At 59.9% G+C, this 13,926-nt stretch carries 10 protein-coding genes; 2 read left to right on the top strand and 8 right to left on the bottom strand.

What is annotated here, in order from left to right; genetic code table 11:
* Nucleotides 1-12: 12 nt before the first annotated feature.
* The 8 genes from NG895_RS20640 to NG895_RS20670 all read right to left on the bottom strand — a co-directional run bounded on the left by NG895_RS20640 (nt 13) and on the right by NG895_RS20670 (nt 8,259).
* Nucleotides 13-927 carry a hypothetical protein gene (locus NG895_RS20640; RefSeq protein ID WP_252854427.1) on the bottom strand — a complete coding sequence of 305 codons (915 nt, stop codon included), beginning with the start codon at nt 925-927 and terminating at the stop codon, nt 13-15.
* A gap of 302 nt (nt 928-1,229) precedes the next feature.
* Nucleotides 1,230-1,895 carry a response regulator transcription factor gene (locus NG895_RS20645; RefSeq protein ID WP_279676579.1) on the bottom strand — a complete coding sequence of 222 codons (666 nt, stop codon included), beginning with the start codon at nt 1,893-1,895 and terminating at the stop codon, nt 1,230-1,232.
* 288 nt (nt 1,896-2,183) lie between these two features.
* Nucleotides 2,184-2,798, bottom strand: a complete 615-nt coding sequence (locus NG895_RS20650) for a response regulator transcription factor (protein WP_252854428.1) — start codon at nt 2,796-2,798, stop codon at nt 2,184-2,186.
* Complete coding sequence (locus NG895_RS20655; RefSeq protein WP_252854429.1) at nt 2,791-5,400, bottom strand: PAS domain-containing protein; 2,610 nt, start codon at nt 5,398-5,400, stop codon at nt 2,791-2,793. The genes NG895_RS20650 and NG895_RS20655 overlap by 8 nt, the downstream gene beginning before the upstream one ends.
* A 112-nt stretch (nt 5,401-5,512) precedes the next feature.
* On the bottom strand, nt 5,513-6,154 hold the full coding sequence (trmB, locus tag NG895_RS20660) for a tRNA (guanosine(46)-N7)-methyltransferase TrmB (protein ID WP_252854430.1): 642 nt from the start codon (nt 6,152-6,154) through the stop codon (nt 5,513-5,515).
* A gap of 287 nt (nt 6,155-6,441) precedes the next feature.
* Nucleotides 6,442-6,963, bottom strand: a complete 522-nt coding sequence (locus NG895_RS20665) for a 3-hydroxyacyl-ACP dehydratase FabZ family protein (RefSeq protein WP_252854431.1) — start codon at nt 6,961-6,963, stop codon at nt 6,442-6,444.
* 98 nt (nt 6,964-7,061) lie between these two features.
* Nucleotides 7,062-7,160, bottom strand: coding sequence for a 50S ribosomal protein bL37 (locus NG895_RS30945; protein ID WP_425267245.1), 99 nt, complete (start codon nt 7,158-7,160; stop codon nt 7,062-7,064).
* Nucleotides 7,161-7,299: 139 nt separating this feature from the next.
* Nucleotides 7,300-8,259 carry a hypothetical protein gene (locus tag NG895_RS20670; protein WP_252854432.1) on the bottom strand — a complete coding sequence of 320 codons (960 nt, stop codon included), beginning with the start codon at nt 8,257-8,259 and terminating at the stop codon, nt 7,300-7,302.
* 285 nt (nt 8,260-8,544) lie between these two features.
* Between NG895_RS20670 and NG895_RS20675 the strand changes: the two genes are divergently transcribed.
* Together NG895_RS20675 and NG895_RS20680 are read left to right on the top strand one after the other, a co-directional pair.
* On the top strand, nt 8,545-10,053 hold the full coding sequence (locus NG895_RS20675) for a BBP7 family outer membrane beta-barrel protein (RefSeq protein WP_252854433.1): 1,509 nt from the start codon (nt 8,545-8,547) through the stop codon (nt 10,051-10,053).
* A 325-nt stretch (nt 10,054-10,378) separates the two neighbouring features.
* Complete coding sequence (locus tag NG895_RS20680; protein WP_252854434.1) at nt 10,379-13,756, top strand: aminotransferase class I/II-fold pyridoxal phosphate-dependent enzyme; 3,378 nt, start codon at nt 10,379-10,381, stop codon at nt 13,754-13,756.
* Nucleotides 13,757-13,926: the final 170 nt, after the last annotated feature.

A 13,926-nucleotide genomic window follows, 5' to 3' on the forward strand; every position in this document is an offset into this window, starting at 1 on the left:
CGCGGCGGTTGTTCAAGATGCGTCCGGCCAGCTTCCGTCGCCGCGGACTTCGGCGAACAGGTACTCGACACCTCGCCGCACGATGGGATGCTTGGTTTGGCCAATGCTTGCCAGACTCATCAGCACCATGCCGGTAACCGGGACGCTGCGCGAAAAACTGCCGTCGTCCAATTGTGTCTGGTTGAGCCAATCGATCGCCCGACTCGCCGCACGCGATCGCCGCCAGTAGGTGATCGGATTGACCGGCTTGTTGAGATGGAAGCTGGCCAGACCCAGGGCCACGATGGCGGGCAGCACCGGTTCGCGGCCGGTCCAGAATTCGACTCGCGAATTCGTAGTCTCGAAGTTGGCCGATTCGATGGGGATCGAGGGCAACTGTCTCCAGTCCACCACTTCGGCCAGGGCGCTCGCGCCGCGGGCCAGTAGAGTACCGCTATGCAGCGGGCCCAACTGCAACTTCAGTTTCTCGACACCGCCCTGCTTCTTGATGAAGTTGTCCATGCGGGTGCCCAACTCGGCATAGGCCGCCGGAGCGCCCGTGAGCTGGAAGGCAGCGCGGACGATCATGGAGGTCATCAAGTCTGAGGGGTAGTTGAGCTCGGGGGCGTGACTCGTCCAGCCTCCGTCGTTGCGTTGGCGGCGGGCCAGCCAGTGCATGCTGCTGACGATCAGTTCGCTGAGGTCGCCCTGATAGGCCGAGTCGATGTCGGCCGGCTGGGTGATGTCGCCCAGTTGACCACCGTGCTGTTCGGAGAGCACCAGCGCACCAACTGCCACCGCGGTGGAGACCACGCGACCGTTCCACTCCTGCAGCCAGTCACTGGGCGCGGGCAGTGCCTTGGCGCCAAGCGCCGTAGCCACGCGGAAGGAAGGCCGCTCGGCGGAACCGCTCTTAGCGGCGACCGCTGATTGGTTGGTAGTGAACATAAACGTTCGACAGGCAGGGGAGACACGCTACGTGCCGCGTGTCGGGGGGCCGGCTCAACCGAGAGCCAGGCGGGTGGACCGCTATTTCCTTAACAGAGGTAGAGCATAGGCAGCCGCGCGGGGGCTGTCGAGGGGCAAGCTAGCCGACGCCACGGGCAGGGGAGGGGGCGTTTGCCGTGGCGCCGGCAGCTCACATTGCTCTGTAAGTGCTTATGTGCAAAGCACTTCTACAAGGCGGGAAATTACACGTGTGGACGCAAATTACCCAAATTTTTCCCATTGAGGCCGTTGGACCTCTCCTATCAGGCGTCGACGAACCCAGCAGCCACGCAGGCACGGGTCAGTTCGGCCACCGACTGTACGCCCATCGTCTTGTAGATTCGGCTGCGACGAGCCTCGACAGTGCGGATACAGACGTTCAGTTCGCGTGCGATTTGCTTATTCGGCACGCCGTCCAGAACGCGAGTCAGGACATCCCGCTCGCTGGGGGTAAGCTGATCCAGACGCGTGGCAGCTTCGCGGCGATTTGCCGAACGACGCAGCTGCTTGCGGTGTTCCGAAAGAGCCAGGCCAATGGCGTCACGCAGCTCGTTTTCGCAGCAAGGCTTGTCCAGCACGTTGACCGCACCCATCCGCATGGCGTCGACCGTCATGGGAGTCGTGGCGTACGCGGTAACGAATACGGCGGGGACCGGAACTCCTTCGCTGCGAAGCTGGCGGAGCAGCTCACAACCGCTGATTCCGGGCAGGCGCTGGTCGAGCAGCAGACAGCTCGGGTTGCGGGGTTCGTACGATTTCAGGAAGTCTTCCGCCGAGCGAAAGGCCTCGACGCGAGCTCCAGTGGGACGAATTAGCTCGCCAAGTGCTTCGCGGGTGCTGTCGTCGTCTTCGACGATGTACACGGTGTCCACTTGCGTCTGGTTTGCAACACCAGTGCCGCCGCCATTTTCCATGCCGATGAATGCCATCTTTCCGGTCTCCGAATTAGGGGTCTTTGCCAGCGCTACTGACAATTCACTACTTGTGTGGCATGCGTGCCATAATCTCACGCCCGCTCGTTCTTCAGCGAATTCCGTACGGACGTAACAGGGAGTCACCAGCGATGGCCAGAAGTTTTCTTCGGTCCACCGCGTGCTGACTGTATTAAGAATACGGGGCGGTTTTCGGCAAAAAAGATAGGGAATGCCGCGTAATACAGAGGGTTGCCGAAATGAGGATGTGGGCACCCACAAGTGGGCGGCGGCAGTCTGCAGATTTTACGATGAGTTTTTGGTTTTCATCACAATTTTGACCAATTCTGCGAGGGAATCCGCTTTCAACTTCGAGAAGACGTGTTGGCGTCTCACCTCGACGGTTCGCACGCTAATATCCAGCCGCGAAGCGATGGTCTTGTTAGGGATCCCGTCGACGATCATGTCCAGCACTTCGCTCTCGGCGGGAGTCAGTGAATCTATACGAGATTGTAGCTCCCGGAGCTCCAATTCTTGCTCGTAGTTTTCGACGTCCTTCGCCAGGCCTTCGCGGATGGCGTCCCACAATTCGTGATTGCGGGCGGGCTTCTGCAGCAAAGTGACGGCGCCGGCCTTGATGGCTCGCACGATAACCGGGGTGTCCGCGTAGCCCGTCACTACCACCACCGACAGGGTAACGCCACGGCGCTGCAGCTCCTCCTGCAGTTCCAGCCCACTCATCTCCAGCATCCGGACATCGGTCACCAGGCAACCAGGACGCTCTCCCTGGTAGCTTTCGAGAAACGCTTCGGCCGATTCGAACGATTGGTAAGCGACCTTCATCTCCGCCAGCAGCATTTCGACCGACTCGCGCGACGCGTCGTCATCGTCCACGATGTACACGGTGGGGGTGTCATTCATGCGAAGCATCCTTCTCGACGGGAAGTAGGACGGAAAAGGTCATGCCGTGATCTTTGTTCGCACTGCCATAAATCTTTCCGTGATGACTCGAGATAATCGAACGGCAAATTGCCAATCCGATGCCCATGCCGTCTTCCTTGGTGGTGGTAAACGCGTCGAACAGCGATTCGATTCCCACGTCGGCCGGCAGTCCCGTACCGTTGTCCACCACCTGCAGCAGGGCGTTGCCTTGATCCAAGGAGGTGGTCACACACACTCTCCGCGGTCGCGCCTGCGACGCATCTACGGCGTCGAAGGCATTGCGGAGCAGATTGACAATCACTTGTTGAATCTGCACGCGGTCACCAATGACCTTGGGCAGGAACTCATCCAAGCGAAATTCCACGCGGATGCTCTTGCGACGGGAAACGAATCCGAGCATCTCGGCCGTCTCCCGAACCAGCGTGTTCAGATCGAATCTCGCCATACGCACCGGCTGCGGTCGGGTAAATTCTCGCAGTCGCCGGATGATGTCGGCGGCGCGGTTAATCTGCGAGGAGATCTTCCGCCCCATTACCGTGACGCGTTCTTCGTAGCCTGGTTCCTTGTTTTCCAGGGCGGTCGACATGGCGTTGGCGAAAGTGGCCGCCGCGTGCAGCGGTTGGTTCACTTCGTGTGCGATGCCGCCGACCACTTCGCCCATGGTGGCCACACGAGCCAAATGAGCCAGGCGGGCGTCGGCTTCTTCCAGACGCTGCCGTCGCTCGACCTCTTGGGTGATGTCTCGGTCGATGCCCACCATCCGCAGGGGGGCGCCCGATTCGTCCCGCTCAATTACCCGCCCGCGGTCGAGCATCCACCGCTCGGAACCGTCCTGCAGCACCACGCGGTACTCGCACTCGAACACGCTGGTAAGGCCCGCCAGGTGTTCATTGGCTTGTTCGGAGACTTCCACGAGGTCTTCAGGGTGGATCGAGTCTTTCCACTCCTCCATGTCGCGGGTGTTATCACCCAGCGGCAGTTGTCGGCTGGCCAACCAGTTATTGCTCACGTAAACCTGGCCACTTGAAATGTCCCAGTCGTAGAAGCCGTCGGCCACGGCGTCGATGGTCAAGCTTAGCCGTTCTTCGCTGGCGGCCAAGGCTTCCAGGGCGGCCTTGCGGGCCAGGGCGTTGACGAACACTTCGCCCAGCAGGCGAAGGATGGCGGCCGTCTCTTTCGACCACTCTCGGCCCCGCTCCTTGCTGGAGATGCCCATGCAAGCGAACAGTCGATTTTCGAAAAACGTCGGCACCACAATGAAAGACTGGACGCCAATCATTTCCATGTTGCGGCGTAGGGCCTCGCTGCTGGCGGGCAACTCTTCCAGGCTGGAGAGCGTTACTGGATGACCTTGCTGCAGCGTCGGCATGCCCCAGGGATGATCGACGAATGATATTCGCTTCAACTCGGGCGGTGGACCGGCGGTATCAGGAGCCAACCACTCATAGGCCAGTTCGACCTGGCCTGCTTCCTCGTTGATCATGTAGATGTAGGAGCGTTCGCCACCAACAAACTCGCCCACTTGCCGGAGGGCATCGACGATCTTGTTGTCGAGTTCGTCTGGCTCCAGATTGATAAACCTGGATGTCAGATTCAGGATCAACGACTCGAGCTGTTGCCGGTAGATTAGTTCTTCCCGGTCTCGTTTCTGAGCCGTGATATCGCGGCCCACGGATTGGATTTCAACGACATTGCCATCGCAGTCGAACAGCGCCCGGTCCGACCATTCGTGCCACATCACCCGTCCGTTGGGCAGCAAAATACGGTGCTCGTCGACCATGGCGGGCCGATCGGCCGTGAGCGCGCCGATCTTGGCCTTCAGTCGATCGATGTCGTCGGGATGGATCAAAGTCCACACGTTCATGCCCAGAAGTTCTTCGGTGGTCATTCCGAAGTATCGGCACACTGCATCATTCACAAACGTCTGCGAGCCATCCGGTTTCCAGCGGGCGATGAATTCCGATTGGTCTTCGACAACCGACCGGTAGCGCTCGCGACTTGCTTCGAGTTCGCGAATGGTATTTTGCCGATCCATCGAGTTGACCACGATCTCGCCCACCATCTTCAGCAGGGCCATGCTCTTGTGGGACCATTCTTTCTTGTGTCCCACGCAGGAGAATCCCAGCATGCCGGTATCGCCATGCTCGAAGAACAGCGGCAGATAGAAGGCCGATCGGATGCCGTACTTGTCAAATAGCTGTTTGAGCAGAGCGGCTTCGGGCGGCAGTTTGTCCGCGTCGGGGATATGGACCGTCTGGTTATTGGCCAGTTGATCGGTTACCCAAGACAGGGGCGTCACATCCAGATCCTGCAGGTGATCTTTGAGGTTCGGGATGCCCTCGGCACACCACTCGTGGGTGAGCCGGGCTATCTTTGCACGCCGATCCGTGTATCGGTAGACAAAGCAGCGATCGACATTCGTATAGGTGCCCACCCGACCGAGGGCCTCCACAAGGCCTTCGTCGATCGACTCGATGGGAAGGTTGATGAACCGGGTGCTCAGCGAGGTGATCAGCTGCTCGAACGACGAACGGTAGTCCGTGGGGCGAAGCGTTTCGGCGGCGTCGATTTCGAGCGACATAGGGCAACAACCAGATTGACGCGAGGACCAGGGCTTGCCGAACCGAGGTTTCGGCTAACCGCACAGACTGGTGATAGTGTAACGTCAGGTGCCCAAGATTGGCAACTTGAAGTCACACGCGGGTGAACAGCGAACGGTAGATGGGAAGTCCATCCTTCCGTTTACGCCGTTCAAAGTGCGTAAGGTAGTCTAGGTCGTGCTCGGGCGATTTTTCTTCCACCGGCTCTGGCCCACGCAGCGAGGACACTTCGGCGAGCAGGTCGAGCGTGGTGAGGAAGTACTCCTCGACATCGGTCCAGAAGTGAAATAGTCCGCCCACCCGTAAGGTGCGCGATACATCGATCAGGAATTCGGGCGTAAGCACGCGCCGTTTGCGATGCCGCTTTTTCCACCACGGGTCGGGGAAATAGACGTGAACTGCCTCGAGGCTGCCCTCGGGCAGCAACTCGCGAAACAGCCGCAAGCCATCGCCTGAGACCATTACCGCATTGGCCAATTGACGCTTGGCGAGTCGAGAGGCAGCGAACCGGGCGTACTTGTGAGCGACCTCGATTCCCAAGAAGTTGTGCTCCGGCGTCGCTCGGGCGGCGTTCTGCAGGAAGAGTCCCTTGCCGCTGCCAACTTCCACCTCCAGCGGAGCCTGCCGTTCGAACAGTGCAACGGGGTCCCAGGGCTCGGGTAACTCGTCGTACATTTTGAGATGACGACTGAGGCTCAGCGAGGGATCAATGGAAGGAACGGCACGGCGGCCCATAGCAGATTTCGGTGCTTGATCGGAGGAAGGGAATGACTGGCAAAGGCGAATCGGTTTCGGATGGTCGAGGCGGTATGCCGCCAGGGTAGCCATGCGGTGCTCAAGGTTCGCGACAGTCTGGGAAAGCGCGACGATTTGGGCAGATTGCCTTGTGACCTCTGCGATCACCGCAGCGTGCTAGTGGACGGCGACGAAATGGTGGTGCGTCGTAGAGTGGTAGCATGGCATGTGCGTGAAGGCGGCTGGCTGCCCCGCTTCGTCCTTCTCGCGGCGTGGCCTACCGGTGGCTAGCGCTTGTTCGAATCCAAACCGTGGATGGCTTCGACCGGGATCGACACGCCTACCAGTTCGCCCTCGCCTACCAGGGCCTCGCCGACGAAGGCTTGAAACGCGCACCGAATCATGGCACGCGGCCGCAGTGCCAATCGCTTGCATACCAGCAGCAGCCGGTCTCCAGGGCGAACAATACCTCGGAATCGAACCTTGTCCAGTCCTCCGAATCCCATCATGTTCACATCCATCGACCCATGCTTCTGTACCTGGAAGGTGCAGAGTTGGGCGGCTGCCTCGCAAATCAGCACGCCAGGCAATAATGGCATCCCCGGCATGTGACCACGGATCCAGAACTCCTGGTCCGTCAGGTCTTTATAGCCAGCAATGACGCCAATCTCGGGGTCGTCATACAGCACCGCGGAGATTTGCTCCATCTCGTGGCGCTGTGGGATGTACTTGCGTATTTCCTCCATGTCCGCAAGTACGCGGTCCATGTCGAGTTCCGCCGGATTGAGAATCAAGTCCTTTTCGGGCACGCCAAATTCTCGGAGAGGAGGGGCAATTACCGGGTCGCAATGGTGCGATCGACCCCAATTGTTCACCGCCTGGGGGCGCATGCGCCGGGGGGGGGCGACTAGGTCTTCACCTTCTGGCGACGCTCTTTCCGCGGGCGGCTGCATGCCGGACGGGCACCGTGATTTGCTTTCTTTACTTTTCTTCCTGGCTTGGCCATCGAACTATCTCGCACATTTATCAGGGGTAAATCAGCAAGGCTTGCCACCAGCGACAGCCGCTGGCGCAGCGTAAGCCCCGCAATATAACACGTTGTCCGCTCTGGAGAAAGCGTCAATTACGCCTGCGGCGGACTGCCTCTACTTGGCTCGCAAGTCCCAGGCGTCCAGCCAGGTGAGCTCCACCGGCTTGAGGCCGAAGTCCTTCTCCAGCCGCTTTCCCATGTCGTCCAGGTGACCTGCACCATAGAAAACGCCCAGCTTCGTCTTGCCAGCGTCGATTTGCTCACGAAGTACCTCGAGGGCCGCTTTGTTACGCTCGGTGATCAGCGTCGAGCCTTCCTCGCCACCGAAAGCCGTGAGCAGAGACTCCATTTCGGCAAGCTGGCCGGCCATCGCGATTTTCAATCGGCGGGGCCGATCCTTGGCGAACAGGGCCTCCATCAAGTCGATATCCGGGGTGGCCCCTTCGGCTGCCATCGCATTCTGCTGGGCAATGGACTGACCCATCATGCGGAAATACATCTTCAGGAAGCTCTCCTCCCGGTTCTTCATGCTCTCGAAGAACTCGTCGGGCGACATGTCGGCGTGGACGAAGTTTGCCTTGGTGTAGTCGACCTTTTCCAACTGGTGCTCCAGCTCCAGCATCGACTTCATGCCGTTCTGCATGGCGCCCAGGGCGTGGCGATTCGACGCCTTGGTGCCGGGTTGGATGACCGTTCCCTCGGGAGCGACCAGTTCGTAAAGCAAGGCGTCATACTGCTCGAACTGCTTGTTCAGCTTGTCGTAATAGGCAATATCGCCCACGTGCACGGCCCCGATCAAATCGACCACTACCGTTGGCTTACCCTCCGCTGGAGCGGATTGATAGCGGATTATGGCCGTTTGCATGGCCTGGGGGGTCCCCTTGTCGTCCTTTTTTACACGCACCCACTCGGTGCCCAGTTTCTCGGTATCGGCTACCTCGGATTCGGCGGGGGCGGGGGCAACCGCAGGCTGCGAGTGGGCCAAGCTAGCGGCTAGCCATACGCTAGCGGCAAGTACGCCAATCGCAGGCGGAAGAGCGGAAAACTGTATGAAGCGGGCGGCTGGCTGTTTCATGCTGGTGGCTCGCGAACCGGGCTAATTGGCGAAAACTTGCCCTAAGTATACGTTCGCTACCCGTTGGGCGGCAATTCGCAGCCCCCGGCCGGATTATCGGGGACTCTGGCGCAGAATGGTCTCCCAGCGCCTGAAACTCGCGATTTTCGTTACTCCTTACCAAAGTTACTCAACTCCTACGACCGGCGGTTCCGATACTACCCACACAGACAAACTCCAATTCAGGGACGGCGCGGTAGCCACGCGCCGTCCTGCCGCGCCTCAGCAAAAGGGTAGTTAACGCACATGTCTGCCTCTTCACTCAAAACCACTTTATTGGCAGTGCTGATTGCGACAGGGCTCGCGTCACGTGCCGCCGCCCAGGTCGACTGCGCCTGCAGTCCGTTCTACTGTCCGTCGAACGACATGCGGTTCTTTGAACCCGTGGACCTGGACCTCGATTGCCGCGGCTGCGACTGCCACTGCGGCTTCTACTTCAACTATGACAAGTTGGCCTGGGCCACCACCGGTGAGCGATTCCAGGTCGGCGACCCGGACACCGTGCAACGATCGTTCGGTGCATGGGGCGGGGTGCCGCTCGATCCGGAGACTGGCGATCCCATTGTGCCGCCGCTGATTCGCAACAGCATCCAGTCGGCCGTGCCTCGCGCCGTATTCGACACGGGTGACCGCTATGAATTCGGTTACTGGAGCGAGGATGGCAAAGGTTGGCAGATGAGCGTGCTGAACGGCCCCGACAACATTCAGGGCATGAACCTGGGCCTCTTCCAGACGGTTCGTGGAACCGCCACGAATCCCGACAACGACGATGACGACGATCCGGATCTTCCCATCAACGATGGCAATCCCCTCGACGACGACGGACCACCCTACTCGCCGCTCGGATCCGTGTTCGTATCCTTCCGCACTGACCCGGGGTTCCTGGCTGGGTTCCTCGACATCGACGAAGGTGAAATCGGCAGCGACGTCCTGGATGACGATGACGTTGGGGATGGCTGGCTGGACGGCAACAACGAGGCCGACGACCGCAACAACAACGGCCAGCATGGTGCCCAGGGTTTTGATACCGACGGCGATGGCGAAGTGGATACCATTATCTTCGTTCCGCCAGACTACGGTGACCTGGTGACCTTGACCACCGACTATAACATTGTCACCACACGCAACACCCTAAAGATCAATGGCTTCGAATTGATGCGGAGCTACCGATTGAGCAACGACCACTTCCTGGTGCGGAATCAGAACAACCACTTCGAAGTGAGCTTTGGTGCCCGATACCTGCAATTCAAGGACGACTTCCTGTTCGAAGGCCAGGACGGATTCATCATGGGCGATGGCCGTTGGGACACCTTGATCGTGAATAACATCGTGGGTCCCCAGGTTGGCTTCGACTGGAAGCACGTGTTGGGACGCTGGACACTGCAGACCGACGGTAAGTTCATGTGCGGCTACAACATCCAGGATTGGTCGCAGGACGGCTACATCATGGAAGGTGCTGTGCCGGGCCGGAACAACCATCCTCTGTACGCTCGTGGCTATTCGTTCTCCTACGGGCGGAACGAGGACGACTTCTCGCCGGTGGGCGAACTGCGTTTGAACGCCAAGTACCGGCTGACGGACAACATTAACCTGAAGTTGGGCTGGACCGGCACCTACGCCGGTGCCGTCCGCCGGGCCAGCACCAGTGTGGATTATGCCCTGTTTGAGGACGGTAACGTCATGGGCTTCCGGACCGATGGCGAACAGAATCTGTTCACCAATGGTGTAAATGTGGGTGTCGAAATTCGTCAGTAAGCCAGCGGGGTGTGCAAAAACCTGCAGAAACGGCAAGCTTATCCTAGGGGCCGCTAGCTACCCATGTGTTGCTAGCGGCCCCTTCTTTGGTAACAATGTTGCTCTAACTGGTCATTTCCATAATGGTTGGCTGGCGATTAGGGCGGCCTGGCCGGAATGGCCGCTGAAGTTACCGTGATGTTTGCGACCCTTAGAGCCGTTTCAATAGGGCGAAAGTCCAACGATCGCCGCTGGAGGGCGTTAGTTGGACGATGATGGGAGAGCACGCGCTATGTCGGTGTGTTACGTCCCTCCCGTCAGTAATCGCCAAGCCCCCTGATTCAGTATGAACCTCTCCTCCGCCCCCAGTGCGGCTCGATCGCCCCGCGTGGCACTCCCCAGTTGGGGTAGCGGTCGGCCTATCGTCGATCGTCACGCCGCGGACTCCACGCAAGCCGCCATGCCGCATGAACTCGACCTGTCGTCCAGCACTCTGGTTGAATTGTTGCGTAACCGGGCCGCCCACCTCGGCGACCAGCGCGCGTTCAGCTACGCCGTGGATGGCGACCAAAAGCTCGAGCACCTTTCGTACAGCAAGCTCGACAAGCAGGCCCGGGCTATTGCCGCCCGCCTGCAGCAAGCGGGCCTTACCGGTGGGCGAGCCTTGCTGCTCTATCCTTCGGGCCTCGATTTCGTTGCGGCGTTCTTTGGCTGTCTGTACGCCGGCGTGGTAGCCGTGCCCGCCTATCCGCCCCGTCGGAACCGCAATGCCGATCGCATCGACCGCGTGGTCCAGGACGCGGACGCTTCGGTGGTGTTGTCGACCGAGCACGCCCTGTTGCGAACCGACGGCATGTTGGATTCCGAAGCCGTGTTGCGGCAGCTGCCATGGTGGGCGACGGACAAAATTCCTTCCGCCGAGGCCAGCAGTTGGAAGCCGGCCATGGGCGATGCCGACGATTTGGCCTTCCTGCAGTACACGTCCGGCTCGACGGGCGATCCCAAAGGCGTGATGCTCACGCACCGCAATCTCATCGCCAATGCCGCGGTAATTCTCCAAGGGTTCCGGACTTCGCGTAACGACCGTGCCGTTTTCTGGTTGCCCCTGTACCACGACATGGGCCTGATTGGTGGAGTAATCGAGCCGCTGTATGCAGGCACTTCCTGCATGCTGATGTCGCCCGCTCACTTCCTGCAGCAACCCATTCGCTGGTTGCAGATGATTTCGAGTGTTGGCGCCACGATCAGTGGTGGTCCGAATTTCGCTTACGACTTGTGCGTGGAGCGAATAACGGACGAGCAGGCCGCGGAGCTCGAACTCAGCAGTTGGAGCGTGGCGTTCAACGGCGCCGAGCCCATTCGTGCTGAAACGCTCGACCGCTTCGCCGAGAAATTTGCACCCTACGGCTTCCGCCGCGAGGCATTCTATCCCTGCTACGGTCTAGCCGAATCAACACTGTTGGTGGCCGGTGGCGAGCGGATGACCCCGCCGCGGACCAGCACGGTGGACGCCGCGGCGCTGCAAGCCGGGCGGTTGGAGACCGCCAATGCGGAGGAAGATACTCGCACCATGCAAACGCTGGTGGCTTGTGGAGACGGTCTGCTGGATCAGGAGGTCCGCATCGTTAACCCCGACACCGGGCGCGAGTGCCAGAGTGGCGAGGTCGGCGAAATCTGGGTGGCTGGCAGCAGCGTGTCGCAGGGCTATTGGAACCGCCAGCAACTCTCTGCCGACGTGTTCGCCGCCAAGCTAGCCGGCAGCGACAAGCGATATCTGCGCACCGGCGACTTGGGCGTGTTCGATAGCGCTGGGTTGTTCGTGGTCGGGCGCCGGAAGGATCTGGTGATCATTCGGGGCGTTAACTATTACCCGCACGACATCGAGCAGACGGCCCGTTCGGTGGACCCCCGCCTGGCGAGCACTCGTTCTGCGGCCTTCGCCGTGGATGGGGAAGCTGGCGAGCAATTGGTGGTAGTGCAGGAACTCGCGCGGCGGCAGAAGCAGCAAGCGGGCGAGTTAGCCCAGGAGATCTGCCGCCAGGTATCCGACGTGCACGAGGTATCTTGTGCCGATGTGGTGATGGTTGCACCGAACTCACTTCCCAAGACCTCCAGTGGCAAATTGCAGCGATACGCTTGCCGCCAGCAGTATCTCGCTGGCGAGTTAAGCATCGTCGCAACGGCCGCCGGAGCCACCGCCGTGGAGTTGGAAATGCACAAAGAGCCCACGTCTGGTGAGACTGCCGAATTGGTGCTGCAGGCTATCCGCGACGTGGCCGGCGACCGCGCCCGTCGGCTGGGTCTCGACACCGAGCTGATAACATTGGGCATGGATTCGCTGGAGCGCATGGAAATCGTCGCGGCACTGGAGGAAAAGACCGGTGGCCGCTTCTCCGAAGAGGCTGTACTCAGCATGCAGACACCCGCCGACATTGTCCATGCGATCGAATCGGAGTTTGGTGGCATTACCGAAAACCCCCGGCAGACTCGCGAGCTGCAACCCGGCGACTACGACTTTGCCCAGTCGCCCGAGTACCAGTCGTTGCAGAAGTCGCTGGCTCTGACCGAGCAAGTCGGACTTCCCAACCCATACTTTACGGTCCACGAGAGCGTGACCAACGACCGCACGACCATCAATGGCCGCCGACTGGTCAACTTTTGCAGTTACAACTATCTGGGCATGTCGGGCGATCCGTTGGTCGTGGCTGCTGCCCAGCACGCCACGGCACGCTACGGCACCAGTGTTTCGGCCAGCCGGTTGGTGTCGGGCGAGAAGCCGTTGCACGGTCAGCTCGAGATGGCCATTGCCGAATTTCTGGGAGCCGAAGCGGCAATCACGATGGTGGGTGGTCACTCCACGAACGAAACGACCATTGGTCATCTGTTTGGCCCCGGCGATCTCATCCTGCACGATGCTCTGTCGCATAACAGTATTGTGCAAGGCTGCAAACTTTCGGGTGCACGCCGCCGTGCCTTCCCGCACAACGACCCCACCGCCTGTCGTGAGTTGCTGGCCCAGTGCCGTAACGAATATCGTCGAGTGCTGATCGTCATTGAAGGCGTTTACAGCATGGATGGCGACATCGCGCCGCTGCCCGAGTTCGTGGAAATTAAAGACGAATTCAAGGCATATCTAATGGTCGACGAAGCCCATTCGCTGGGCACCATCGGCTCGGGTGGTCGTGGTATCACGGCGCATTTCGGGATTGATGCCCGTCGCGTGGATATCTTGATGGGCACCATGAGCAAGTCGCTTGGTAGTTGTGGTGGGTACATTGCTGCTCGCCGCGAGATCGTCGAGTACCTGAAGTACACCGCACCGGGCTTTGTCTACAGCGTAGGACTTTCACCTGCCAATACGGCCGCCGCTTTGGCGTCGCTCAAGCAAATCGAGCAACATCCCGAGCGAGTGACAAGGCTGCAGGAGAATTCGTCCTTGTTCCTGTCGCTCGCCAACGAAGCGGAACTCGATACGGGCGCAAGTCGTGGCACCCCGATAATTCCGGTCATCACCGGTAACTCGGCGGCTGCATTGCGGTTGTCCGATCGACTGTTCCGTGCAGGCATCAACGTGCAACCGATTCTGCATCCAGCTGTGGAGGAAGAAGCCGCCCGACTGCGGTTCTTCATCACCAGCGATCATACTCCCGAGCAGATTCGCACGACCGTGGCGCTGACAGTCAAGCATGCACGTGATCTGGCGACCGGCAATTCGGCGGCCTGATCGCCTCGGCAAGAGCCTTGAGCGAGATCGCCGAGGGAATGCGTGCAATGTTCCGGGTCGCAGGGCCAAATTTGCGGATGACTGTGCGGCTGCGCATTTGCTCGCTTGAGCTGCGCCACAGGGATATAATGGAATTCGCCCGTCTATTTCTACCATGCCGCGAGGTGCTG

The sequence above is a fragment of the Aeoliella straminimaris genome, assembly GCF_024054565.1.
In the GTDB taxonomy this organism is placed as follows: Bacteria; Planctomycetota; Planctomycetia; order Pirellulales; family Lacipirellulaceae; genus Aeoliella; species Aeoliella straminimaris.

Coding starts and splice junctions, on each gene's coding strand:
- NG895_RS20650 (WP_252854428.1), bottom strand. CDS start 2,798: ATGAATGACACCCCCACCGTGTACATCGTGGACGATGACGACGCGTCG.
- NG895_RS30945 (WP_425267245.1), bottom strand. CDS start 7,160: ATGGCCAAGCCAGGAAGAAAAGTAAAGAAAGCAAATCACGGTGCCCGT.
- NG895_RS20675 (WP_252854433.1), top strand. CDS start 8,545: ATGTCTGCCTCTTCACTCAAAACCACTTTATTGGCAGTGCTGATTGCG.
- NG895_RS20655 (WP_252854429.1), bottom strand. CDS start 5,400: ATGTCGCTCGAAATCGACGCCGCCGAAACGCTTCGCCCCACGGACTAC.
- trmB (WP_252854430.1), bottom strand. CDS start 6,154: ATGGGCCGCCGTGCCGTTCCTTCCATTGATCCCTCGCTGAGCCTCAGT.
- NG895_RS20680 (WP_252854434.1), top strand. CDS start 10,379: ATGAACCTCTCCTCCGCCCCCAGTGCGGCTCGATCGCCCCGCGTGGCA.
- NG895_RS20640 (WP_252854427.1), bottom strand. CDS start 927: ATGTTCACTACCAACCAATCAGCGGTCGCCGCTAAGAGCGGTTCCGCC.
- NG895_RS20670 (WP_252854432.1), bottom strand. CDS start 8,259: ATGAAACAGCCAGCCGCCCGCTTCATACAGTTTTCCGCTCTTCCGCCT.
- NG895_RS20645 (WP_279676579.1), bottom strand. CDS start 1,895: ATGGCATTCATCGGCATGGAAAATGGCGGCGGCACTGGTGTTGCAAAC.